Below are 22,231 nucleotides of genomic sequence, written 5' to 3'. Positions count from 1 at the left end.
GGGGAGAGTCTTGGATTCTTGGCAGTCTTGGACCGTCGAAAGGACAACCCCGTATGACCACCCCCACCACTCCCACCGATCTGGTCCCCGCCCAGGCGGCCGCCCGCCTGAACCGCTACACCGTGATCGACGTCCGCACTCCCGGTGAGTACGCCTCTGGCCACCTCCCCGGAGCGCACAACATCCCCCTAGATCACCTGCACAGGGCGCTGCCCGAACTGAAGGCGACCGCCACCCGCGGCGAGCTTCTGATGGTCTGCGCCTCCGGGAACCGCTCCGCCACCGCCTGCGCCGAGCTGGCCGACGCCGACATCCCCGCCTCCACCCTCGTCGGCGGCACCACCGCCTGGGCCGAGCAGGGCCACCCCATGCAGGCTTCCGAAGCCGCGTCGGGGGCCTGGGCGATGGAACGCCAGGTCCGCCTCGCCGCCGGGTCCCTCGTCGTCCTCGGGCTGGCCGCGGGGACCCGTTTCCGTCCCGCGCGGTGGCTGGCCGCCGGTATCGGCGCCGGTCTCGTCTACTCCGCCGTGTCGGACACCTGCGGCATGGCCGCCGTCCTTGGCCGGCTTCCCCACAACCGGCCCCGGGACGCCGACCTGCGCACCACGCTGGAAGCCCTGCAGCCGTAGCTTCAGTGAATGCGGCGCGCTCTGTGCGGCCGGGCCGTGATCCGTACGTCCGCCTCCAGGACGCGGGGCGCGGTGGCCGCGCGTGCCTCGGCGACGACGTCCCGGGCGAGCAGCCGCAGCACGGTTTCCGGGGAGGCGTCGGGGTCGAGGACCACAGTGATACGGGCCCGCAGCCGCCGGGGGCGGCCGAGCAGCCGTACGTGGGCGCGGGCCACGCCGTCGATGCCCCGGGCGCGCTCGGCCATGGCGGAGGACAGGGCCGTGGCGGACAGGGTGACACCGGGGTTCCCGAGGGGGAGCTCGCGCAGCCGCCCGGTGCGTAGCTGCGCGTAGGCCCACCAGAGGAACAGGACGGCGCCGAAGGCCAGCGCGGCGATCACGACGGGCGACCACCAGCCGTGATCACGCCAGCGGCCGAGCGCCTCCTGGTCGAGCCAGACCCGTTCGGCACCGAGGTGGGGCCGGCCCGAAGGCAGCCGGTCGCGCACGGGAGCGGTCGCGGACGCGAGGGCGGCGCCCACCGCCAGGAGAACTACCGCCGCGCAGAGCAGAGTTGAGCGGTTCGTACCGCCGCGGAGCCGGCTCACGAGGGGGTGCTCCTCACGGTCGCGTCAGGCGTGTCAGGCGCGGCTTCGGCCCCGGGCGCAGGCTCCGGCCCGTCCCAAGCGGACCCCGCGCTGAGCCGTACGCGCAGTCGCAGCGGCCTCGCAAGGCCGAGCCCGGCGGTCGCAGCCTCCGCTGCCTCCGTCACCGCTCGCCGTGCTCCCTCCAGCTCACCGAACTCAAGCCCGGCCCGCACCCGCGCCGTACGGCGGCCCACACCGACCCGGACCCGGCCGACGCCGCTCACCTCGGTCACGGCGTCCCGCAGGATGACCGCGACCGCCCGCCGCTCCAGGACGGCGCGCACCCCCGGCAGCGGTGCGTTCAGCGGCAGACCGCTGCGGCGGCCCGGTGTGACGGCGAGGACCAGCAGGAGCACACCGAGGGCGAACACGGCGAGGGCTGTGAGCAGGCCCGGGTTCGTGGCGGTGTCCGGGCCGTGCGTGGACAGCCACTCCAGCAGCCGCACGCGCCAGCGGGCCGGAGCGCGTCCGGCCGCGTGCACGGACACCACGTCGTACAGGAACACGGCGCAGACCGCGGCGGCGACGAGCGCGAACACCGCGACCGGCAGGCGCCGTTGGGACCACGGCCGACGCGTGCGATGCCCGGCCGCCGGTGCCGCCGCCTCCGCCGGGGACGCGAGCCGCTCGGCGGATTCCTCGTAGCGGGACAGACCTCGCACGCGGACGCGGGCCGACGGCACGGTGAGGCCGGTGAGCCGGGCCGTGCGTGCGGCCACGTGCGCCCTGACCCTCTCGCCCGCCTCGTCGAGGATGGCGGGATAGGGCAGCGTCACGGTGACGCCGACCTGGGCCCTGCGGCCGCGCACGGCCGCCCAGCCCCGGCCGGCCTCGACCGCGCCGGGCGCCAGCGCCTCCGTCGCGGCGCGTTCCGCGATGCGGCGCACCGCGCGGTCCGAGACGGTCGTCGAACCGCGCTCGGCCGCGGGCGAGGTCATCGGCGGTCCCGGTCACGCCCGCCGAGGAATCCACGGATGTCCGTGCCGTCGTCCACGAGGCGTCCCAGGACGAAGCCGACCGCGCCGAGCGCGGCGACCACAAGGAACGCGCCGAAGCCGCCGAACCATCCGGCGAATCCCAGGGCCATGCCCGCCACCAGGCCGACCAGAGCTGTGCTCACCACTCACCTCGCACCACAGAAGGGGACGTCACCTGAGGCCTATTCGACGCGCGTCTCGCCCGCGGAGTCCGCGGTGTCGTCCTCCGGCAGGCGTACGTCATTGACGGCGACGTTGACCTCGACCACCTCAAGGCCGGTGATGCGCTCGACCGCCGAGATGACGTTCTCGCGTACGTCGTGGGCGACATCCGTGATCGGCACGCCGTACTCGACGACGATGTCGAGGTCGATCGCCGTCTGCCGCTCGCCGACCTCGACCTTCACCCCGCGGCCCACGTTGGGGCGCCCGCCGGGGACACGGTCGCGTACGGCGCCGATGGTGCGGGACAGGCCGCCGCCCATGTCGAACACGCCGGGGATCTCGCGGGCCGCCATGCCGGCGATCTTCACGACCACGACATCGGCGATGGACGTCTTGCCGCGCGTCGACGCCGGCTCGCCCGGGCCCGTACCGCCCGCGACGGTGGTGGCCCCCGCGGCGACCCCCTGCCGCTCGCCCCCGGGGAACTCGGCGCTGCCGCTCTGGGCCGCCTTCGAAGTGAACTCCTGGGTCGCCATGGTGGCGTCTCCTCGTCGTCGTCGGGGATTGCTCGGTGGCTGTGCGACTGTTCCGCTGTGCTGTCTTCTCCTGTCAGACCCGCGCTCCGCGGGTCTGTTACGCGCCTGACGGGATTTTCTTTCCCCGGCGTGTAGCGTGCCGGGGCCGCGTAACGCGGCGGCCTTTCGTGTGTCGTACGAGCACGACCGGAATGAGAGGAGCCGCGTGTGCCGGGTGACCGGGGCGGAACGCCTGAGGAAGCTGACGCGGACGCGGACGCGTCCTTGAGGCGGGAGGACGGACTGCTCGCGGTGCGGGCCGCGGAGGGTGACGAGGAAGCCTTCGAAGCGCTCGTGCACCGCCACGCGCCCATGGCCCTGCGCCTGGCCACGCGGCTGCTCGGCAGCCGTCCGGAAGCCGAGGACGCCGTACAGGACTCCTTCGTCAGCGCCTGGCGCAAGCTGCCGGAGTTCCGCGGAGACGCCCAGTTCGGCACGTGGATCTACCGGATCGTCACCAACCGCTGTCTGAACGTCCTGCGTTCACGGCGGCCGGTCGTGGGTCTTGACGGCGTGCCCGAACCCTCCGCGCCGGAGCACGAGGTCTCGCCCGCGCGGGCCGCCGAGGCGCACGCCGCCGTGGCGGATCTGGCCAAGGCGATGGAGGGGCTCTCGCCGGAACAGCGGGTGTGCTGGGTGCTGCGTGAGCTGGACGGCGCTCCCTACGAGTCCATCGCCGAGACCGTCGGCATCAGTACGGAGGCGGTCCGCGGCCGTGTCTTCAGGGCGCGGCGCTATCTGACGGAGGCGATGGCCGCATGGCGATGAACGGGGAATCCGGTACGGACGACGAGCGGGAGGCGGGCTTCGAAGTGCTGCCCGAGGACGAACTGCTGCCCTGCGGGCGAGAGTTGTCGCACGTCTGGGAACAGTGGGAGGCGGGCCTGCCCGACCCCCACGCCGACGCCTGCCCGCACTGCACACGCGCCCTGGACGCGTTGCGGTCCCTTGAGGGCGTCGTCACCCAGGCGCGCGACACGGCGCCGCGTGAACCGGACACGTCCGCGCTGACCGGCCGCGTCATGGACGTGGTGCGTCTGGAGCTGCGGCCGGGCCGCACCCTGCCGCTGGGCGAGGTGGACGAGGACGCGTGGATGGTGGAGGCAGCCGCCGCGAGGACGGTCCGGGCGGCGGCCGAGTCCCTGCCCGGAGTGCGCGCGGGCAGCTGCCGCATCGACATCGATCCGCCGCGGGGCCCGGTGCGGATCCGGGTCGAGGTGCAGGTGGCGCTCACCTGGAACCTGCCCGAGGTCGCGGACCACGTACGGAGCAAGGTCCGGGAAGCGGTGGACGGCGAACTGGGCATGCGGATCGCGGCGGTCGACGTGACGATCGCCGATGTCATCGACGAAGACAGCGGGGACAGTGTGGAAGGACGGCAGCGGTGAGAGATCAAGACGCGTCCCGTGTGCTGGCCGACGCCGTCGCGGAGGCTGTCCTGGGCACCCCGGGCGTGGCCTTCCTGCGCCCGGGCCTCGTGGAACTCCTGCGCTCCTCGGCCCTGTCGAAATGGGGCCGAGGAGCGAGCGGCGCCCCCAGCACTCCGTCGAACTCCGCCGGCGTGCGCGTCACGCGACGCGACGGCGCCCAGGACTGGAGCGTGGAGGTGTACGTGGTCCTGCACCGAGGACGGCGGGCCCTCGACGTGACCCGTGAGGTGCGCTCGGCCGCGACGGAGGCCGTGCGGCGGGAGGCCGGGGGACCGGCCGAGCCCGGCATCACGGTCACGGTGACCGGCCTCGTCTGAGCCCCGTCTGAGCCCCGTCTGAGCAACCGGGCGGCCGGGTCCCCCTGGCTCAAGCGGAAGCCGGAGACGGCTCCCTGACGGTGATCGGAGCGATCGGGGTATCCGCCGCCCGCACCCAGCGCGGCCCCTCGGGGCCGAACACCGCACGCGGCTCCGGAAAGGCCGCGAGCAGCGCGAGATGGACGACCGCCGCCACGGCCGCGCCCAGCGGGAGGCTGATGTCGGCGCCGTCCGCGAGGTCGCCGAGCGGCCCCACGAACTGGCCGGGGATATTGGTGAACAGCACACCGGTCACCGCCCCGGCCCACCAGGCCGACATGCCGCGCCAGTTCCAGCCGTGTGCGAACCAGTAGCGGCCCCCGCGCTGCCGGCGGGTGAAGACCTGTAGGGCGTCGGGGTCGTACCAGCCGCGCCGGGTGACGTATCCGAGCATCATGACGATCATCCACGGCACCGTGCAGGTGATGATCATCGTGGCGAAGGTGGAGATCGCCTGGACCAGGTTGAAGCCGAAGCGGCCCACGAAGATGAACGCGATGGACAGTACGCCGATCAGGACCGTGGCGCGGACGCGGCTGAGCCGGGGGAAGACCGAGGAGAAGTCGAGGCCGGTGCCGTAGAGCGCGGTGGTCCCGGTCGACATGCCGCCGATCAGCGCGATCAGACAGACCGGCAGGAAATACCAGGCGGGCGCGATCGCGAGCAGGCCGCCGACGAAGTTCGGGGCGTCCGGGTTCATGTACGTGGGCGCCCGCTCGGCGATGATCGCCGCGGTGGCCAGGCCGAAGCCGAACGGCAGCACCGTCGCGAGCTGTGAGAGGAAGGCCGCCCCCATCACCCTGCGGCGGGGCGTGTCGGCCGGGATGTAGCGGGCCCAGTCGCCAAGGAAGGCGCCGAAGGAGACCGGGTTGGACAGCACGATCAGCGCCGAGCCGATGAACGAGGGCCAGAACAGGTCCTGCGTGGCCCGGTCGGCGTCCGGGGTGAAGATCCCCGCGTACGAAGCGTCGAAGTCGCCCGCGAACGCGACGAGTCCAAGGACGAACAGCAGCGTCGCCGCCACCACGGCGACCTTGTTGACGAGCAGCATGAAGCGGAACCCGTAGACGCACACGGCGAGCACCAGAGCGGCGAAGACGCCGTACGCGCACGCGTAGGCGATGTCGCTCTCCGGGACGCCGAGCAGCCGGTGGGCCCCGCCGATGAGCGCGTCACCCGAGCTCCACACCGAAAGGGAGAAGAACGCCACGGCGGTGAGCAGGGACAGGAACGAGCCGACGATCCTGCCGTGCACTCCCAGGTGCGCGGAGGACGAGACGGCGTTGTTCGTGCCGTTGCGCGGCCCGAACACCGCCATGGGGGCGAGGAGCAGCGCGCCGGTCAGCAGCCCGAGGAGCATCGCGGCGAGCCCCTGCCAGAAGGACAGGCCGAACAGGATCGGGAACGCGCCGAGCACGCAGGTGGCGAAGGTGTTGGCGCCGCCGAACGCGAGCCGGAACAGATCGAGCGGCCCGGCCGTCCGGTCCGCGTCCGGGATGCGTTCGACCCCGTGCGTCTCGACCTCGGTGACGGACGGCGATGACTCCTTGGGCACAGACAACTCCCTGGGTGGCAGCACCGCGACGTACGAGGACGCGGGCGGTGCTGTCGTACAAATGCAGGGAACGTAAACGCCGATCGCCGCACCGCGCCAGTGCCCGATTCGCACTGTCGGCGGCGAGGCGATGGACGAATCGCACACCCGCCGCGCGCGAATACGGCATCTACGGCGCCGCAACTCCGGCGCATGTCACGCGCCGGAATGGTCTCCCTGGAGCGCGGCAAGCTCACGGACGACCGTCATGTCGTCGAAGGGCAGGAGGCGTGTGCCGACGATCTGGTGCGGCTCGCTGCCCTTCCCGGCGACCAGCACGATGTCGCCCTCGCCCGCATGGGACAGCGCGCGCGATATCGCCTCGCGGCGGTCGGCCACCCGGTGGAAGGGGGTTCCGGTGGAGGTCAGACCGGGGACGACGTGGTCCAGGATGATCTCGGGGTCCTCGTCGCGCGGGTTGTCCGACGTGAGGACGCACAGATCGGAGTTGCGGCCCGCGATCTCGCCCATCAGCGCGCGCTTGGTGGTGTCACGGTCGCCGCCGCAGCCGAAGACGGTGATCACCGAACCGGTCGCGAAACCGCGGATCGTGCCGAGGACCTTCTCCAGCGAGTCCGGCGAGTGCGCGTAGTCGACGATCACGCAGACACCGCGCGCGGTGGTGTAGCGCTCAAGGCGGCCGGGAGTCGGCGGCATCCGGTCCAAGGCCTCGACGAGGGCAGGGAGTTCATGCCCGAGCAGATGGCAGGCGGCGAGGGTGGCCAGCGCGTTGGACACCGAGAAGCGGCCGGGAACGGGAATGGCGGCGGGGTACTTGCGGCCGTCGTGGTGGAGCGTGAAGCGACTGCCCGCCGCGTCCACGACCAGGTCGCTCGCCCGGTAGTCGGCCGGTGCGTCCAGGCCGTACGTGGTCACCGCGCCCGGCATCAGGGCCAGGATCTCGGCGCTGACGGGGTCGTCGGCGTTGACCACCGCGCGCTCGCACAGCCCTGAGAACAGTCGCAGTTTGGCGTTCTTGTAGCGCTCCATGGTCCCGTGGTCGTCCAGGTGGTCCTGGGTGAGATTGGTGAAGACGCCGACGCCGACAGGCACGTGGTCGAGGCGCTGCTGGAGCAGACCCATGGACGTGGCCTCGAGCACCACGCTGCTCGTGCCCCGGTCGCGCATATGGCCGAGGAGGTAGTGCAGGTCGGGCGACTCGGGGGTGCTCAGCACCGAGCGCGGCATCGGGATCCGCTCGGTGCCGATGCGGCTGCCCGAGGTCCCGATCACCCCCACCTTCGCGCCTTCGGCAAGCCTGAGCGCCGACTCGATCATGTACGAGACGGAGGTCTTGCCGTTCGTACCCGTGATCGCCACGATGTCCATGGCCCGGCCGGGCTCACCGTGGTACCGGGAGGCGATGAGCGAGGCGGCAGCTCGCGCGTCGGCGACGCGCACCACGCACGCCTGCCCGGCCGGTCCCGCGGTCGGCGGCGCTTCGTCCTCGGTGAGGACCGCCACCGCTCCCCGTTCCAGTGCCCGGCTGATGCCCCCGGGCCCGCCCTCCTCGTGGCCGGGGACGGCGATGTACAGCGAACCGGACGTCACTTGCCCGGCATCGAAGGTCATTCCCGCGGTGACCGGCACTGCAGGGTCGCCGTACAGAATGTGGTGGTCGTGCCCGTCGAGCAGTGCGCTGAGCTTCACAACAGTCCCCTCGAAGGCGGCTCACGGCACACCGCGCACACCTGGCCTGAACGGCAGGGGGGTGACGGTGAGCCGGAATCCGCGGTGATACGCGTAAGACGAGCAGGCCCCACAGGGGGGATATCTGCGTGCGGGCCGAAGGGCCAAGACGGCCGAGGACGCTACCTGTGCGCCGCACGACTGGTCGCAGAGGACCGGATCCGGGTCGTGGAGGGCTGATCACAAGTGGCCGGGCGGAGCAGGGACCTGCCCGACACCGCTTCAGTGTACGTCCGCGCGGGCTCATCCCGGACGTGTCGAACGTGCCCGGCGATCTCCTGTACGGGAAGAGCCCCGAGCAGGTGCGCAGCCGAGCTCGGCTGCTGAGGGGCGATTTTCGGCCAACGTTAGTGCAACGCTCAACAGTCGGCCAGGAGGGGGCTGGCTGGGTCAGGCGGTGATCAATAGCCTGGAACGCGTTGCCTGTTATCGACCGAGGAGTCACATGTCCACCGCGCAGCAGGTCCCCGACATCCTTTCGCCCGAGTTCGCCAGGGATCCCTACCCGGCCTATCAGGTGATGCGGGAGAACGCCCCGCTCTTCTGGCACGAGGCCACACAGAGCTGGATCATCTCGCGGTACGAGGATGTCGAGCGCGTGTTCAAGGACAAGAGCTCGCAGTTCACCACCGACAACTACGACTGGCAGATCGAGCCCGTCCACGGCAAGACGATCCTCCAGCTCAGCGGCCGTGAGCACGCCGTGCGGCGCGCGCTCGTCGCACCTGCCTTCCGTGGCAGCGACCTCCAGGAGAAGTTCCTGCCGGTCATCGAGCGCAACTCCCGCGAACTCATCGACACCTTCCGCCGCACCGGGTCCGTGGACCTCGTCGAGGGCTACGCCACCCGCTTCCCCGTCAACGTCATCGCCGACATGCTGGGCCTCGACAAGTCCGACCACGCGCGCTTCCACGGCTGGTACACCACCGTCATCGCCTTCCTCGGCAACCTGGCGGGCGACGCCGAGGTCGCGGCGGCCGGCGAACGGACCCGGGTGGAGTTCGCCGAGTACATGATCCCGATCATCCGGGAGCGCCGCGACAACCTCGGCGAGGACCTGCTCTCCACGCTGTGCGCCGCCGAGGTCGACGGCGTACGGATGAGTGACGAGGACATCAAGGCCTTCTGCAGCCTGCTGCTCGCAGCGGGCGGCGAGACCACCGACAAGGCCATCGCCAGCATCTTCGCCAACCTCCTGATGCATCCCGAGCAGCTCGAAGCCGTCCGGCAGGACCGCTCCCTGATCGCCCGGGCCTTCGCCGAGACCCTGCGCTACACCCCGCCCGTCCACATGATCATGCGGCAGTCGGCCACCGACGTGGAGGTCACCGGCGGCACCATCCCGGCAGGGGCCACCGTCACCTGCCTGATCGGCTCGGCCAACCGTGACGAGAAGCGCTACAGCGACCCGGACCGCTTTGACATCTTCCGGGACGACCTGACCACGACGACCGCGTTCTCCGCCGCCGCCGACCATCTCTCGTTCGCGCTCGGCAGGCACTTCTGCGTGGGCGCCCTGCTGGCCAAGGCCGAGGTGGAGATAGGCGTGGGCCAACTCCTCGACGCCATGCCGGATGTGCGGCTCGCCGAGGGCTTCGACCCCGTGGAGCAGGGAGTGTTCACCCGCGGCCCGCAGTCGCTTCCGGTGGTCTTCACCCCCGCCACCGCCTGACCCCGCCGGTGCGCCGCCCACGCGAACGGGCGGCGCACCGCGGGGACTTCAGTGCGCCGCGGGTGTGAACTGCACCGGCAGCGAGGTCAGACCGCGCATCCAGATGGACGGGCGCCAGCTCAACTCGTGCGGCTCCACCGCGAGTACGAGGTCGGGCAGCCGCTCCAGGAGCGTCTCGACCGCGGTCCTCGCGATGACGTCGGCGAGCAGCGGAGCCGGGTAGGGGCAGCGGTGCTCGCCGTGGCTGAAGGACAGGTGCGCGGAGTTCTCCGGGCCGACGTGCGACTCGGGCCAGATCTGCGGGTCGGTGTTGGCCGCCGCGAGGCCGAGCACCAGGCAGTCGCCCGCCCGGATCTGCCGACCGCCGAGCTGGGTGTCGCGCACCGCCCAGCGGCCGATGAAGTTCTGCGTCGGGGTGTCGAGCCACAGCACTTCGTTGAGCGCCTCGCCCACACTCAGCCGCCCGCCGGACACGTTCAGGGCGAACCGCTCGTCGGTCAGCATCAGCCGCAGCGTGTTGCAGATCCAGTTGGCGGTCGGCTGCTGGGCCGCCGCGATGATGGAGATCAGGTCCTGGACGATCTCCTCGTCGGTGAGCCCCGCCGGGTGCAGCAGCATCCGCGAGGTGACGTCCGCACCCGGCTTCTCCCGCTTCTCCTTCACCAGGAGCTGGATCCGCTCCCCGACGCGCGTGTACGCCGCCACGGGGTCGTCGCCCTCATGCGCGTCCAGCGAGATCCGCAGGTCGTCCACCAGCTGCTGCGTGTCCGTGCCCGTGTGCGGCATGCCGCACATCTGCACCGCCGCCACCATGGGCAGCGCGTGCGCGTACGCGCTCATCAGCTCCGCCTGGCCGCTGCCGGCGAACGAGGCGATCAGCCGGTCGGCGATCCGGCCGCTGTCCCGGGCGAGTTCGAACTGGTCGACACCCTCAAGGGCTTCCGTGATCACACCCGCCCGCCGCCGGTGCTCCTCGCCCTCGGTGAACAGGACCGACGGCTGATAACCGACGAACGGCATCAGCGGCCAGTCGGCGGGAATGTTCTCCCACTGGTTCCAGCGGCGCGAGTCGCGGGCGAACAGCTCGTCGTGGCTGGTCACATAGCTGACCTCGGAGTAGCCGAGGACCAGCCACGCGGGCACGTCCCCGTCCAGCAGGACCGGCGCGACCGCGCCGTGCTCCCTGCGCAGGCTGCGGTAGAGCTGCGAAGGCGTCTGCTGATACTCCAGACCGCCCAGACGCACCCCGCCCGCGTGCGCCGGACATCCCGGCGGAGCGGTCTGTTCGAAAGAGGCTGCGGTCGGCTCCGTCACGGTGTCATCTCCTGGGCCATGGCGAGTTCGTAGAGGTGGTCCACGAGGGTGATCAGGACGTCCTTGCCGGACGAGCGCACGCGCGCGTCGCAGTCGATCAGCGGCACATGGCCGGGCAGCGCGAGCGCCTGACGGATCTCCTCAAGCGTGTGCGTGGAGGTGTCGTCGTCGAACCGGTTCACCGCCACCACGAACGGCGTCCTGTGGTGCTCAAGACGGTCGATCGCGTACCAGGAGTCGTCCATCCGCCGGGTGTCGACCAGGACGACGGCGCCGAGCGTCCCGGCGAAGAGCCGGTCCCACAGGAACCAGAAGCGCTCCTGGCCCGGCGCGCCGAACAGATACAGCACCACACGTTCGTTGAGGCTGATCCGGCCGAAGTCGAACGCCACCGTCGTGGTGGTCTTGGCGGCCACGTCGGACGTCTCGTCGACGCCGACACCGGCCTGGGTCATCACTTCTTCGGTGTTCAGCGGACGGATCTCGCTGACCGACCGGACCAGCGTGGTCTTGCCGACCCCGAATCCGCCCACGACGACGATCTTCAGGCCGGTCTCGGCCGTGTCGGACAAGGGCGTACGGGAGGGCAGCTCAGATGTTGCGGAGCCCATGGAGCACCTCCTGGAGAAGGGCGGAATCGGGGATCGAGGCGGCCGAACCGGCCGGGCGGGGATGGCGGGCGGTGATCCGGCCCATCGCGAGCAGGTCACCCAGCAGGATCCGCACCACGGTGATCGGCAGCTTCATCTCCGCGGCGATCTCCACCACGGCCGTCGGATGCCGGCACAGGTCGAGGATCCGGACGTGCTCCGACTGCATCCCCGCCGTGGGCTCGCACTCGCTCACCACCAGCGTGACCAGGTCGAAGGAGTCGTCGTCGGCGCGGCTGCGGCCGCCGGTGACCGTGTAGAGCCGGTCAGGGTCACCGATGTCCACGGGCCTGCGGGGCGTCACGAGGAGCCGCTGCCCTCGGTCTGTGCGCGCGGTTCGGCGCGCAGGTGCTCCCCGATCTGCTCGACCAGTTCCGTCATCTGATGGCCCACCACTCCGGGATCGGCGTTCTCCTCCGCCACGACCGCCAGATGCGCACCCTCACCGGCTTCGACGATGAAGAGCAGCCCGCCGTGGAACTCGGTCATGGAGTGCCGGACGCCACCGGTTCCGTCGCCGAACTCCATGGAGGCGCCCTGGGCCAGCGCCTGGATGCCGGAGCAGATCGCCGCCAGCTGGTCCGCCTGGTCGAGCGTCAGATGCTCGCTCCAGCACAGCTTCAGGCCGTCACGGGAGAGCACCAAGGCGTGCCGGGTACCGGGGGTGCGCTTCAGGAGGCTCTGCAGGAGCCAGGTCAGGCTGTTGTCAGTGGTCTGCATGGTAGGCGGGGCGAGATGGCCGGGTCACCGGTCACCTGCCCGTCCCTCCAATCTCACGATCTTGAGCGGGGAAGAGGGGGCGCCAGAGCCCGGGCGCCGTGCGGGAGGCTTCGATCTACTCGGCGGGCGGCGGCCCGGGCTCGGTGGGAGGCCCGGGTACGTCGCTCCAGGCCCGCCGCGCACGGTGGAAGGCACCGAAGCGGGAACCGGCGTCACGCGGCGGCTGCCCCGCCTCCTGGGAGACCGTCCCCGCGCCCGGCGCCGAAGCGGCGTCGGAGGCCGCCCTGCGCTGCTGCCGCTCACGCTCCGCCTCGGCCATGGTGCGCCCGGGGGCGCGCACGGGGAGGCCGTTCGGGGTGGCGGCGGCGGGGCGGGGTTCCGCGGCAACCGCGGGCAGGGCGGGGGCCTCGGGGACGGCGGCGATCTCCGTGGCGGCAGGTGCGGGCGCTGCCGGGATCGGGTCCGGGGCCGGCACGGGCGCAGGCGCTGGCACGGGCGTCGGTTCAGCACCGCGGAGTGCGGGCTGCTGCGGAGCGGGATCGCGCTGCTGGGCCAGGAGCTGCGGGGGCAGGAGTACCACCACGCCGGTGCCGCCGCGTGAGGAGGGGCGGAAGTTGACGCTCATGCCGTACTTCGCGGCCAGGCGTCCGACCACGGCGAGGCCGAGGCGGGTGCCCTGGAGCGAGGCGAGGTCCGTCACCTGACCGGAGACCGACTCCTCCGCCCGGCGCATCGCCGCGTCGGCCATCTTCAGGCCGCTGTCCTCGATCGTCACGACGATGCCGGCGCTGCGCTCCTCCACGTAGACGTGCACCTCGTCGATGGGCGGCGAGAAGTTCGCCGCGTTGTCCATGAGCTCGGCGAGCAGATGCATGACGCCTTCCGCGGCGAACCCCGCGATCGCCACCGTCGTAGAACAGTGCAGCCGCACCCGCTGATACGCGGAGATCCGGCCGACGGCGCCCCGCAGGATGCTCTCCATGACGATCGGCTTGTTCCACGCGCGGCTGGAACGGCCGCCCATCAAGAGGGCGAGACGGTCGGTCATCAGGCCCAGTTGGGACGTGCCGTGGTCAAGGCGGAGCAGGTCGCCGAAGACCTCGACGCCGTGCCGCTCCTGCATGTCCCGAAGATCGGCGAGCATGCTCACGGACTTGGCCTGTACCCGGCTCAGCGCCTTGGCGGACGCGGCCTGGGCGGCCGCGGCGCGGCGCTCGCTGTAGGCGAGTTCCCGTACGAACGACTCGGCGGGCAGCCGCAGCAGCGGGTTCTGCGGCCAGTCGAGTCCGGCAAGAACGGTGTCCGCGGAGGCGCCCTCGCGCAGCCGCTCGATCGCGGCGGGCAGTGTCACCGCGGTGAGCTGGTCGAACTCCTCGGTGGCCTGGGTGAGTTGGGCCTGCGCCTGATCACGCCCGGCCTCGACCGTGGCGGCGCGGCGCACCGTCTCCTCCACCACGGACGCGAACACCTGGATGACCTGGCGCAGTTGGGGGTCCGATGGTGGTGCCGTGTTCGCCAGGGTCTCGCTCGCGCCCGCCCCCTCGCGCAGTCGCTTCACGACGGTGGGGAGCGTGACAGTCACCAGGTGCGCGGACTCGGCGCCCTGGCGAGCCAACTGGGCCTTGAGGGAGGCGGCCTCGGCATGGTCGGCCGCCGCGGCCCTGCGGACCCGCTGGACGAGCAGCGCACCGGTCACCAGGGCCACGGCCAGACAGAGCCAGCCGGCCAGGACCGCGGCCACGGTCCAGACCCGGGCGTCGTCCGGCGCCGCGAGACCCGCGATGGCGCCGGCCGCGCCGGTCACCACCAGCACGACGAGAGGCACGGCAAGGGCGGGGCGCCGCGCCTTCGCTATTCGGTGCGGGCTGGGAGGAGCAGGCACGGGCATTCAGCGGTCCCTCGGTCCTTGAGCGCAGGTGAGCAACGAGCCGACCGACACGCATCGGTCGCGGGCCCGGAGGGAACACCCAAGAGGACGGCGATCTTCCGGACCACGTATCGCGCCATGCTAGCCACCCCGTGGGGCGCGCATGACGGAGAGGTGGAACAGTCCGACCCCCGCGAGGACTTCGTCGTGATCTCGTCCCTCGAACACGGCTCCGTGATAGTGGCGTTCGCCGGGATTCCGTTCGGGCCGCGCGTCGGTTGATCCGGGCGGGGCGGGGCAGACGCATCAGTGGTCGAGTGGCGGGGGACCGGTCGCCCGCCTCCGTGCCGTCGGAAGAAGCCGGAAGAAGCCGGACGAAGTCGGAAGCAGAGGGGCCCTCATGGCTGTGGAGAAAGTCAGCGTTCTCGTCCTGGACTCCGCGAAGCCCGAGGACCTCGCGGAGTTCTACGCGGGGTTGCTCGGGGGCACGGTCCGGCCGGGCAAGGACCCCGACTACATCGAGGTGACCGACGGACGGGGCGTCCGCCTGGCCATCCACCGGGACCACGGATACGCGCCTCCGAGCTGGCCGCGGCCTGAGGACGCGCAGCAGGCGCACTTGAGGATTCTGGTGGCCCGCGGCGACATGGACGAAGCGGAACGCGAGGCCATCGGCCTTGGCGCGAGGCCCGTCGACACCAAGGACAACACCGGCCCGCATGACACCCGGACGTACACCGATCCGGCCGGTCACTCGTTCTCCCTTGCCGCGTCCGGATGAGCGGTCGCGCACGGTACCGAAAGGAACGTGTGGGGCCCCTGTTTGAGCGGCAGGAGTGCGGGGACCCGGCGCCCATGCAGTCCCATCGATTGAATCAGGAGTGGATGCGCAGGGCCGCCTGCGTCGACGAGGACCCCGAGCTGTTCTTCCCCGTCGGGCACACGGGCCCCGCGCTCAGGGACCAGGCCGTGGCCAAGGAGATCTGCGGCCGCTGTTCCGTCACGAGCCAGTGCCTGGATTACGCGCTCAGGTCGGAGCAGACCAACGGAGTGTGGGGAGGTGCAGGAGAAGACGAACGTGCCCCGCTCCACCGGGCCGAGAGCCGGGCGAAGAGGAGAAAGCGCAGGGCCGAACTCGCCCACACCCGGCCCTAGTCCGCTCTCCGCTCAGCGGCGCTTCCCCGGCTCTTCGCCTTTTCGGAGTGTTGTGTGCCCGCCGGTCGGCTCAGCCGGACGGTTCGTCCGGTACCGGCTGGTCGGGGCGCACACCTGCCGCGTGCGGGGCGCCGCGCCTGCCGGTGCCCGCCTCGTCCGTGTCGGGTACGTCGTCATCGGCGTCCGGGGCGTTGCCGGTGGTCGCCGCGTCGTCGTCCGGCTCCCAGCGGTCCTCTTCGTCCGACGCCTGCTGGTCGGGCAGATCCCTCGGTACGGGTGTGTCGTCCTCGTCCCGGGTCCCGGGCTGCTCCTCGCTCACGGTCTTGCCTCCAGTCGTTTTCCGGTGCGGTGCGCGGCTACCCGTCGTGGCCGCGGTGACACCTCGTACGGGATCACGGTGGACCGGCGAGGAGGTATCGGCCACAGGGGCGGGGCCGGTTGGCGGCCCTCCCGGACCTGCGTCATGGGCGCCGGTACAGCGCGGGGTCGGGGTGGTCGACGAAGCCGAGGTCGCGGTAGAGCGGTTCGCCCTCGGGGGAGGCGTACAAGTCCACGCGGGCCACCTCGCGTTCCGCGAACCAGTCGAGCAGCCCCCGCATGACCGAGCGGCTGTGCCCGCGCCGCCGGTACGCCGGGTCCGTGACCACGCCGATCACGAGCCCGACCCGGCCGTTCTGCAGATGCGGACCCGGCAGGCGCTGCTCGACGGAGCCGATGCCGCAGGCGGCGAGACCGCTGTCGCCGTCCACGACGAGAATCCGCAGGGAGTCCGCGGTCATCCGGTCCTTGAGCAGCACGGCAAGGGCGCCCATCCAGCCGCCGTCGCCGCCCGCGGGGTCGAAGTAGTCGCCGCCGAGGTTCTCGAAGAGCAGCGCCCGCAGACGTACGAGCTCCGCGATGTCGTCCTCGTCCGCCTGGCGTACGCGGGTATGGATTCCAGTGCTTGGTGACATGCCGATCAGCCTGCTGTAATGGTCTTGTGCACCTCAACCCTTACGGCGAGGAGGTCGTGAGCCTGGCCGCGGACCTCGCCAACCGGCGCCCGGCGACCGCCGCGGAACTCGCGGACCGCTGCCGCGCCGCCGGGCTCGTGGTGGAGCGCCCGGTCACGCCCGAGGACCTGGAGCGCACCCAGGACGCGCTGGACGCGTGGGAGAAGGTCGTCGACGCCACCGAGGAGGACGAGCGCGCCGAGCTGCTCAATCGGATGCTGGCGGCGTCGGCCGCGTATCCCCGCCTTACGGACCACGCGGGTTCTGGCTGGCACCTCCACTACCGCGACGACCGGCAGCCGCTCGGTGCCCTGCTGTTCCAGCTGATCTCCGTCGGTACGGCGCTGCACTTGGCGGGCCGGGGCATGCACCGGCTGAGGCGGTGCGCCGTGACCGAGTGCGCCACGATCTTCGCCGACACCTCCCGCACCGGACGGCAGCGGTACTGCTCCCAGAGGTGCGCCAACCGCGACGCGGTACGCAGGCACCGTGCGCGCCACCCCCAGCGAGGGGGCGAGCGTCACGGACTGTGACGGCCGAGAACCGGGCCCGCTTCGTGGAGGAGGGCGTTCACGAGATATCTTGATGTCGAGCAATGTTGCAGACGTGGAGCGGAGCACCCGGTGACTGACTCGACCATCATCTACACCCAGACCGACGAGGCCCCTGCCCTCGCGACATATTCCTTCTTGCCGGTGGTCAGGGCCTATGCCTCGACGGCCGGAGTCGCCGTGGAGAGCCGTGACATCTCCCTGGCGGGGCGCATCATCGCTCTCTTCCCCGAGTTCCTCGAGGAGAGCCAGCGCATCGATGACGCCCTGGCCGAGCTGGGCGAGCTGGCCAAGACGCCCGGCGCGAACATCATCAAGCTGCCGAACATCTCGGCCTCGACCCCGCAGCTGAAGGCGGCCGTCGCCGAGCTCCAGTCGCAGGGCTACGCGCTGCCGGACTACCCGGAGGACCCGAAGACCGACGCGGAGAAGGACATCCGCGCCCGTTACGACAAGGTCAAGGGCAGCGCCGTCAACCCGGTCCTGCGCGAGGGCAACTCCGACCGCCGCGCCCCCGCGTCGGTCAAGAACTACGCCAAGGCGCACCCGCACCGCATGGGCGCCTGGACGGCCGACTCGAAGACGAACGTCGCCACCATGGGCGTCGACGACTTCCGCTCCACGGAGAAGTCCACGGTCATCGCCGCTGCGGACACGCTGCGCATCGAGTTCACGGGCGAGGACGGCAGCACCACCGTCCTGCGCGAGTCCGTACCGGTCCTGGCGGGCGAGGTCGTCGACACCTCCGTCCTGCGCGTGGGTCCGCTGCGTGAGTTCCTCACCGCGCAGATCGCCAAGGCCAAGGCCGATGGCGTGCTGTTCTCCGTGCACCTGAAGGCCACGATGATGAAGGTCTCCGACCCGATCATCTTCGGTCACGTCGTGCGCGCCTTCTTCCCGAAGACGTTCGCCGCGTACGGCGAGACGCTCGCCGCGGCCGGTCTGAGCCCGAACGACGGCCTCGGCGGCATCCTCAACGGCCTCGGCGCCCTGCCCGACGGCGCGAAGATCAAGGAGTCCTTCGAGGCGGAGCTCGCCGAGGGCCCCGAGCTCGCGATGGTCGACTCCGACAAGGGCATCACCAACCTGCACGTCCCGTCCGACGTCATCGTCGACGCCTCCATGCCCGCGATGATCCGCACGTCCGGCCACATGTGGGGCCCGGACGGCGGCGAGCACGACACCCTCGCGGTCCTGCCGGACTCCAGCTACTCCGGCGTCTACCAGGTCGTCATCGACGACTGCCGCGCCAACGGCGCCTTCGACCCGGCCACGATGGGCTCGGTGCCCAACGTCGGCCTCATGGCGCAGAAGGCCGAGGAGTACGGCAGCCACGACAAGACCTTCGAGATCGCCGCGCCCGGCACGGTGCGCGTGCTCGACAAGGCCGGCAACGCCGTCCTGGAGCAGACCGTCGCCACCGGCGACATCTTCCGGATGTGCCAGGCCAAGGACGCCCCGATCCGCGACTGGGTCAAGCTGGCCGTCAACCGCGCCCGCGCGACCGGCTCGCCGGCCGTGTTCTGGCTCGACGAGACCCGCGCGCACGACGCGCAGCTCATCGAGAAGGTCAAGGCGTACCTGCCCGAGCACGACACCGAGGGCCTGCAGATCGAGATCATGTCGCCGGTGGACGCGACCGCGTTCTCCCTGGAGCGCATCCGCCGCGGCGAGGACACCATCTCGGTGACCGGCAACGTGCTCCGTGACTACCTCACGGACCTGTTCCCGATCCTCGAGCTCGGCACCAGCGCCAAGATGCTCTCGATCGTCCCGCTCATGAACGGCGGCGGCCTCTTCGAGACGGGCGCGGGCGGCTCCGCCCCCAAGCACGTCCAGCAGCTGGTCCGGGAGAACTACCTGCGCTGGGACAGCCTGGGTGAGTTCCTCGCCCTCGCGTCCAGCTTCGAGCACCTCGCGCAGACCACGGACAACGCGAGCGCCCAGGTGCTCGCCGACACCCTGGACCGCGCGACGGCGACCTTCCTCGAGAACGACAAGTCGCCGACCCGTCGCGTCGGCGGCATCGACAACCGCGGCAGCCACTTCTACCTCGCCCTGTACTGGGCCCAGGAGCTGGCCAAGCAGACCGCGGACACCGAGCTCGCCAAGGAGTTCGCCCCGCTGGCCAAGACCCTGGCCGAGCAGGAGCAGACGATCGTCGACGAGCTGAACGGTGTCCAGGGCTCGCCGGCCGACATCGGCGGCTACTACCAGCCCGACGTCGCCAAGGCCGCGGCCGTCATGCGCCCGTCGGCCACGCTGAACAAGGCCCTCGGCCTCCTCGGCTGAGCCTTTCCCGCTGACACAGCTCCGCCCCGGCCGGCGTTCTCGCCCGCCGGGGCGGAGCTGTCTGCGTCTGCCCGTCTGCCCGGCTTCTGCGCGTCTGTCACGGCCATTCCCTATTACTGAAACGCGTTCTACTGTGTGCGCCGTCGAGTCCAAGCCCAGTGGGTCAGCGAAAGCCAGGAGGGGCCGTGCACCTCGAATACACGCCTGAGCAGCGGGAGTTGCGCACCGAGCTGCGCGCGTACTTCGCCGAGCTCGTGCCTGACAACGCTTATGCCCGGTACGCCGATCCGGCCGCGCAGAAGCGGTTCTACCGGGAGACCATCCGCCGCCTCGGCGGCGACGGCTGGCTCGGCGTCGGCTGGCCCGCGGAGTACGGCGGGCGCGGGCTCTCGCCGATGGAGCAGTTCATCTTCTTCGACGAGGCGGCGCAGGCCGGGGTCCCGCTGCCGCTGATGGCCCTGAACACTGTCGGGCCGACGCTGATGCAGTTCGGCACCGACGAGCAGAAGGCCTACTTCCTGCCGAAGATCCTCTCCGGCGAACTCGACTTCGCGATCGGCTACAGCGAACCGGACGCGGGCACCGACCTGGCCGCCCTGAAGACCAAGGCGGTCCGCGACGGCGACGAGTATGTCGTCAACGGGCAGAAGATCTGGACGACCAACGGCGACACCGCCGACTGGGTCTGGCTCGCCGTCCGCACCGACCCGGACGCGCCGTCCCACAAGGGCATCACCATGCTCCTCGTACCGACGAGCGACCCCGGCTACTCCTGCACCATCATCAACACCCTGGCCTCGCACGACACCACGGCGAGCTACTACGAGAACATCCGGGTCCCCGTCTCGCGGCGCGTGGGCGAGGAGAACAAGGGCTGGCGCCTGATCACCAACCAGCTCAACCACGAGCGCGTCACGCTCGCCGCCCACGGCACCATGGCCATCCGCGCCTTCCACAACGTGCAGCGCTGGGCCGCCGACACCAAGCTCGCCGACGGCCGCCGCGTCATCGACCTCGGCTGGGTCCGTCAGCGCCTGGCCAGGACGCACACCAAACTGGACGCGATGAAGCTCCTCAACTGGCAGATGGTGAACGCCGTCCAGGAGGGCACCCTCACCCCCCAGGACGCCTCCGCCGTGAAGGTCTACGGCTCCGAGGCGCGCAGGGACGCGTACGCCTGGCTCATGGAGATCGTCGGCTCGGCCGGCGCCCTGAAGGAGGGCTCGGCGGGCGCGGTCCTCCACGGCGAACTGGAACGGGGCTACCGCAGCGCCGTCATCTTCACCTTCGGCGGCGGCAACAACGAGATCCAGCGCGAGATCATCTCCTGGATCGGCCTCGGAATGCCGCGCGTGCGGCGCTGACGCCGCCTGTTCCTGTTTTTTGTCCGGCCGGATCTTTTCAGCCCCGGAGGCTGGAGAGATCCGGCCGTTCTGTTACGGCCAGATGTATTGACACGGTCCGAGGGGCGGGGCGAGCATCACATCCAAGTTAATTAACTACCTAGTGCGTTAACTACGTCCCCTCGCAGCCCGCCCGCCCCCAGCTCGTGGCCCGGCTGCTCTCCCCGAGGAGTTCACGTGTCCGCTCACCCAAAGGCCGCCGACGCGTCGGCCGGGCCGCCGCCTCAGGGCAGGCCGCGCAAGGCCGCTTTCGCCGCCTGGATCGGCAGCGCGCTGGAGTACTACGACTTCTTCATCTACGGCAGCGCCGCGGCTCTCGTCTTCCCCAAGGTCTTCTTCGACCCGGACGACCCGGCCACCGCCACCCTGATCTCCCTGGCGACCTTCGGCGTCGCGTACGCGGCCCGCCCGCTCGGCGCCCTCGTACTCGGCCACTTCGGCGACCGGCTCGGCCGCCGGAAGGTCATGGTCTGGACGCTGATCCTGATGGGGCTCTCCACCTTCCTCATCGGCTGTCTCCCCACGTACGCGCAGGTCGGCACCGTCGCTCCGGTGCTGCTCGTGCTGATGCGGGTCTTCCAGGGCCTGTCCGCGGCCGGCGAGCAGGCAAGCGCGAACGCGATGACGCTGGAGCACGCGCCCGAACACCGGCGCGGTTACTACACGAGCTTCACCCTGAACGGGACCCAGGCCGGCCAGCTCCTGGCGACCCTGGTGTTCCTGCCGGTCGCCGCACTGCCGGACGAGCAGCTGTACAGCTGGGGATGGCGCGTCCCCTTCCTGCTGAGCGCCCTCGTCGCGGTCGCCGGATACGTCATCCGCCGCACCCTTGAGGAGACCCCGGTCTTCAAGCAGGTCTCCGCCGACCAGGAGGTGGCCAAGATGCCGCTGGCGGACCTGCTCAAGAATTACTGGGCCGACGTGCTGCGGGTGGTCGCCGCGGCACTGATCGCGACGGTCAGCACGATCTTCTCCGTCTGGGCCCTCTCGTACGCCACGAGCGACGCGGCCGGCCTCGACAAGACGGCCATGCTCTGGGTCGCCGGCAGCGCCAACGCCGTGGCTCTGCTCGCCATCCCGCTCTGGGCCAGGCTCTCGGACCGGATCGGCCGCAAGCCCGTCTTCCTCGTCGGGGCGCTCGGCAGCGGGGTGATGATCTTCGTCTATCTCTGGGCGATCTCGACCGGCAGCTACCCGCTCGTCTTCCTGACAGGAGTGCTGCTGTTCGGTGTCGTATACAGCGCCGCCAACGGCATCTGGCCCTCGTTCTACGGCGAGATGTTCCCCGCAAGGGTCCGCCTCTCCGGCATGGCCATCGGCACCCAGATCGGCTTCGCCGTCTCCGGCTTCGCGGTGACCTTCGCGGCAGAGATCGCGGGCCCCGAAGGCGACAACTGGCTCGGCGTCGCGATCTTCACCGCCGCCTTCTGCGCGGTCTGCGCGATCGCCGTGGCCACGGGGCGCGAGACGCACCGCGTACCCACGGCCGATCTCGGCCTGCGCTCCGGCGAGCCGAAGGAACCGGCGACGGCCCGCGAGGCCGCCGCCCTGTGAACCGGACGTGCCGGGGGAGC

At 71.0% G+C, this 22,231-nt stretch carries 25 protein-coding genes; 12 read left to right on the top strand and 13 right to left on the bottom strand.

Annotated elements, in window-relative coordinates; genetic code table 11:
- The first annotated feature begins 53 nt into the window (after positions 1-53).
- Positions 54-629, top strand: a complete 576-nt coding sequence (locus ACGFX9_RS10320; protein WP_393467771.1) for a rhodanese-like domain-containing protein — start codon at positions 54-56, stop codon at positions 627-629.
- Between the two features lie 2 nt (positions 630-631).
- Here ACGFX9_RS10320 and ACGFX9_RS10315 read toward each other — a convergent pair whose 3' ends face one another.
- Genes ACGFX9_RS10315 through ACGFX9_RS10300 form a run of 4 tightly spaced genes read right to left on the bottom strand, consistent with a single transcriptional unit; the run spans position 632 to position 2,933 of the window.
- On the bottom strand, positions 632-1,216 hold the full coding sequence (locus ACGFX9_RS10315; protein ID WP_393467768.1) for an alkaline shock response membrane anchor protein AmaP: 585 nt from the start codon (positions 1,214-1,216) through the stop codon (positions 632-634).
- A complete protein-coding gene (locus tag ACGFX9_RS10310) occupies positions 1,213-2,193 on the bottom strand; it encodes a DUF6286 domain-containing Asp23/Gls24 family envelope stress response protein (protein ID WP_393467765.1) in 981 nt (326 codons plus the stop codon). The genes ACGFX9_RS10315 and ACGFX9_RS10310 overlap by 4 nt, the downstream gene beginning before the upstream one ends.
- Positions 2,190-2,375, bottom strand: a complete 186-nt coding sequence (locus tag ACGFX9_RS10305) for a hypothetical protein (protein ID WP_393467762.1) — start codon at positions 2,373-2,375, stop codon at positions 2,190-2,192. The genes ACGFX9_RS10310 and ACGFX9_RS10305 overlap by 4 nt, the downstream gene beginning before the upstream one ends.
- Positions 2,376-2,414: 39 nt before the next feature.
- Positions 2,415-2,933 (bottom strand): Asp23/Gls24 family envelope stress response protein, encoded by a 519-nt coding sequence (locus tag ACGFX9_RS10300; protein ID WP_393467760.1) that lies wholly within the window; start codon positions 2,931-2,933, stop codon positions 2,415-2,417.
- A 264-nt stretch (positions 2,934-3,197) separates the two neighbouring features.
- Here ACGFX9_RS10300 and ACGFX9_RS10295 point away from each other — a divergent pair, with 264 nt between their 5' ends.
- The 3 genes from ACGFX9_RS10295 to ACGFX9_RS10285 are packed head-to-tail and all read left to right on the top strand — an operon-like array spanning position 3,198 to position 4,719.
- Positions 3,198-3,740 (top strand): RNA polymerase sigma factor, encoded by a 543-nt coding sequence (locus ACGFX9_RS10295; protein ID WP_393468344.1) that lies wholly within the window; start codon positions 3,198-3,200, stop codon positions 3,738-3,740.
- The gene (locus ACGFX9_RS10290) at positions 3,731-4,360 is read left to right on the top strand and encodes an Asp23/Gls24 family envelope stress response protein (RefSeq protein ID WP_393467758.1); all 630 of its coding nucleotides are present in this window, start codon (positions 3,731-3,733) and stop codon (positions 4,358-4,360) included. The genes ACGFX9_RS10295 and ACGFX9_RS10290 overlap by 10 nt, the downstream gene beginning before the upstream one ends.
- Complete coding sequence (locus ACGFX9_RS10285; RefSeq protein ID WP_393467755.1) at positions 4,357-4,719, top strand: Asp23/Gls24 family envelope stress response protein; 363 nt, start codon at positions 4,357-4,359, stop codon at positions 4,717-4,719. Before ACGFX9_RS10290 ends, ACGFX9_RS10285 begins: the two co-directional genes overlap by 4 nt.
- 49 nt (positions 4,720-4,768) lie before the next feature.
- Here the strand turns inward: ACGFX9_RS10285 and ACGFX9_RS10280 are convergent, their stop codons facing one another.
- Both ACGFX9_RS10280 and ACGFX9_RS10275 read right to left on the bottom strand, forming a co-directional pair.
- On the bottom strand, positions 4,769-6,313 hold the full coding sequence (locus ACGFX9_RS10280) for a purine-cytosine permease family protein (protein WP_393467752.1): 1,545 nt from the start codon (positions 6,311-6,313) through the stop codon (positions 4,769-4,771).
- Positions 6,314-6,508: 195 nt separating this feature from the next.
- Positions 6,509-8,002: a UDP-N-acetylmuramoyl-L-alanyl-D-glutamate--2,6-diaminopimelate ligase gene (locus ACGFX9_RS10275; RefSeq protein ID WP_393467750.1), complete on the bottom strand. Its 1,494-nt coding sequence runs from the start codon at positions 8,000-8,002 to the stop codon at positions 6,509-6,511.
- 484 nt (positions 8,003-8,486) lie between these two features.
- Between ACGFX9_RS10275 and ACGFX9_RS10270 the strand changes: the two genes are divergently transcribed.
- Positions 8,487-9,713 (top strand): cytochrome P450, encoded by a 1,227-nt coding sequence (locus ACGFX9_RS10270; protein WP_393467747.1) that lies wholly within the window; start codon positions 8,487-8,489, stop codon positions 9,711-9,713.
- Positions 9,714-9,761: 48 nt separating this feature from the next.
- Here ACGFX9_RS10270 and ACGFX9_RS10265 read toward each other — a convergent pair whose 3' ends face one another.
- From ACGFX9_RS10265 to ACGFX9_RS10245, 5 genes are all read right to left on the bottom strand, one after another.
- Positions 9,762-11,027 carry a cytochrome P450 gene (locus ACGFX9_RS10265; protein WP_393467744.1) on the bottom strand — a complete coding sequence of 422 codons (1,266 nt, stop codon included), beginning with the start codon at positions 11,025-11,027 and terminating at the stop codon, positions 9,762-9,764.
- Entirely contained in the window at positions 11,024-11,638 is a 615-nt protein-coding gene (locus tag ACGFX9_RS10260) for an ATP/GTP-binding protein (RefSeq protein WP_393467742.1), read from the bottom strand. Before ACGFX9_RS10260 ends, ACGFX9_RS10265 begins: the two co-directional genes overlap by 4 nt.
- Positions 11,619-11,981, bottom strand: coding sequence for a DUF742 domain-containing protein (locus tag ACGFX9_RS10255; protein WP_393467739.1), 363 nt, complete (start codon positions 11,979-11,981; stop codon positions 11,619-11,621). The genes ACGFX9_RS10260 and ACGFX9_RS10255 overlap by 20 nt, the downstream gene beginning before the upstream one ends.
- Entirely contained in the window at positions 11,978-12,397 is a 420-nt protein-coding gene (locus tag ACGFX9_RS10250) for a roadblock/LC7 domain-containing protein (protein WP_393467737.1), read from the bottom strand. Before ACGFX9_RS10250 ends, ACGFX9_RS10255 begins: the two co-directional genes overlap by 4 nt.
- A 115-nt stretch (positions 12,398-12,512) precedes the next feature.
- Complete coding sequence (locus ACGFX9_RS10245) at positions 12,513-14,285, bottom strand: ATP-binding protein (protein WP_393467734.1); 1,773 nt, start codon at positions 14,283-14,285, stop codon at positions 12,513-12,515.
- A 117-nt stretch (positions 14,286-14,402) separates the two neighbouring features.
- Between ACGFX9_RS10245 and ACGFX9_RS10240 the strand changes: the two genes are divergently transcribed.
- The 3 genes from ACGFX9_RS10240 (at position 14,403) to ACGFX9_RS10230 (ending at position 15,419) form a co-directional block, all read left to right on the top strand.
- On the top strand, positions 14,403-14,546 hold the full coding sequence (locus tag ACGFX9_RS10240) for a hypothetical protein (protein ID WP_393467731.1): 144 nt from the start codon (positions 14,403-14,405) through the stop codon (positions 14,544-14,546).
- Positions 14,547-14,664: 118 nt separating this feature from the next.
- Positions 14,665-15,045, top strand: coding sequence for a VOC family protein (locus ACGFX9_RS10235; protein ID WP_393467728.1), 381 nt, complete (start codon positions 14,665-14,667; stop codon positions 15,043-15,045).
- Between the two features lie 104 nt (positions 15,046-15,149).
- A complete protein-coding gene (locus ACGFX9_RS10230) occupies positions 15,150-15,419 on the top strand; it encodes a WhiB family transcriptional regulator (protein WP_393467726.1) in 270 nt (89 codons plus the stop codon).
- Positions 15,420-15,489: 70 nt separating this feature from the next.
- Here ACGFX9_RS10230 and ACGFX9_RS10225 read toward each other — a convergent pair whose 3' ends face one another.
- Both ACGFX9_RS10225 and ACGFX9_RS10220 read right to left on the bottom strand, forming a co-directional pair.
- Positions 15,490-15,738: a hypothetical protein gene (locus tag ACGFX9_RS10225; protein ID WP_393467723.1), complete on the bottom strand. Its 249-nt coding sequence runs from the start codon at positions 15,736-15,738 to the stop codon at positions 15,490-15,492.
- 142 nt (positions 15,739-15,880) lie between these two features.
- Entirely contained in the window at positions 15,881-16,372 is a 492-nt protein-coding gene (locus tag ACGFX9_RS10220) for a GNAT family N-acetyltransferase (protein ID WP_393467720.1), read from the bottom strand.
- Positions 16,373-16,398: 26 nt separating this feature from the next.
- On the opposite strand from ACGFX9_RS10220, the gene ACGFX9_RS10215 reads away from it, so the two are divergent.
- From ACGFX9_RS10215 to ACGFX9_RS10200, 4 genes are all read left to right on the top strand, one after another.
- Positions 16,399-16,944 carry a CGNR zinc finger domain-containing protein gene (locus tag ACGFX9_RS10215; protein WP_393467716.1) on the top strand — a complete coding sequence of 182 codons (546 nt, stop codon included), beginning with the start codon at positions 16,399-16,401 and terminating at the stop codon, positions 16,942-16,944.
- A gap of 90 nt (positions 16,945-17,034) precedes the next feature.
- Positions 17,035-19,254, top strand: coding sequence for an NADP-dependent isocitrate dehydrogenase (locus ACGFX9_RS10210; protein ID WP_393467713.1), 2,220 nt, complete (start codon positions 17,035-17,037; stop codon positions 19,252-19,254).
- A 185-nt stretch (positions 19,255-19,439) separates the two neighbouring features.
- On the top strand, positions 19,440-20,618 hold the full coding sequence (locus tag ACGFX9_RS10205) for an acyl-CoA dehydrogenase family protein (protein WP_393467711.1): 1,179 nt from the start codon (positions 19,440-19,442) through the stop codon (positions 20,616-20,618).
- 216 nt (positions 20,619-20,834) lie between these two features.
- The gene (locus ACGFX9_RS10200; protein ID WP_393467708.1) at positions 20,835-22,211 is read left to right on the top strand and encodes an MFS transporter; all 1,377 of its coding nucleotides are present in this window, start codon (positions 20,835-20,837) and stop codon (positions 22,209-22,211) included.
- The last annotated feature ends 20 nt before the right edge of the window (positions 22,212-22,231 follow it).

Origin of the sequence: Streptomyces sp. NPDC048436, assembly GCF_043200355.1 — a bacterium.
Classification (GTDB): domain Bacteria; phylum Actinomycetota; class Actinomycetes; order Streptomycetales; family Streptomycetaceae; genus Streptomyces.
Note: the sequence above shows the minus strand (reverse complement) of the source record. Positions and strands in the feature narration are given on the sequence as shown.

What these genes read in the sequence shown, in the direction of transcription:
- ACGFX9_RS10320 (WP_393467771.1), top strand. Translation starts at nt 54, where the DNA reads ATGACCACCCCCACCACTCCCACCGATCTGGTCCCCGCCCAGGCGGCC.
- ACGFX9_RS10310 (WP_393467765.1), bottom strand. Translation starts at nt 2,193, where the DNA reads ATGACCTCGCCCGCGGCCGAGCGCGGTTCGACGACCGTCTCGGACCGC.
- ACGFX9_RS10300 (WP_393467760.1), bottom strand. Translation starts at nt 2,933, where the DNA reads ATGGCGACCCAGGAGTTCACTTCGAAGGCGGCCCAGAGCGGCAGCGCC.
- ACGFX9_RS10290 (WP_393467758.1), top strand. Translation starts at nt 3,731, where the DNA reads ATGGCGATGAACGGGGAATCCGGTACGGACGACGAGCGGGAGGCGGGC.
- ACGFX9_RS10270 (WP_393467747.1), top strand. Translation starts at nt 8,487, where the DNA reads ATGTCCACCGCGCAGCAGGTCCCCGACATCCTTTCGCCCGAGTTCGCC.
- ACGFX9_RS10260 (WP_393467742.1), bottom strand. Translation starts at nt 11,638, where the DNA reads ATGGGCTCCGCAACATCTGAGCTGCCCTCCCGTACGCCCTTGTCCGAC.
- ACGFX9_RS10250 (WP_393467737.1), bottom strand. Translation starts at nt 12,397, where the DNA reads ATGCAGACCACTGACAACAGCCTGACCTGGCTCCTGCAGAGCCTCCTG.
- ACGFX9_RS10245 (WP_393467734.1), bottom strand. Translation starts at nt 14,285, where the DNA reads ATGCCCGTGCCTGCTCCTCCCAGCCCGCACCGAATAGCGAAGGCGCGG.
- ACGFX9_RS10240 (WP_393467731.1), top strand. Translation starts at nt 14,403, where the DNA reads ATGCTAGCCACCCCGTGGGGCGCGCATGACGGAGAGGTGGAACAGTCC.
- ACGFX9_RS10235 (WP_393467728.1), top strand. Translation starts at nt 14,665, where the DNA reads ATGGCTGTGGAGAAAGTCAGCGTTCTCGTCCTGGACTCCGCGAAGCCC.
- ACGFX9_RS10230 (WP_393467726.1), top strand. Translation starts at nt 15,150, where the DNA reads ATGCGCAGGGCCGCCTGCGTCGACGAGGACCCCGAGCTGTTCTTCCCC.
- ACGFX9_RS10220 (WP_393467720.1), bottom strand. Translation starts at nt 16,372, where the DNA reads ATGTCACCAAGCACTGGAATCCATACCCGCGTACGCCAGGCGGACGAG.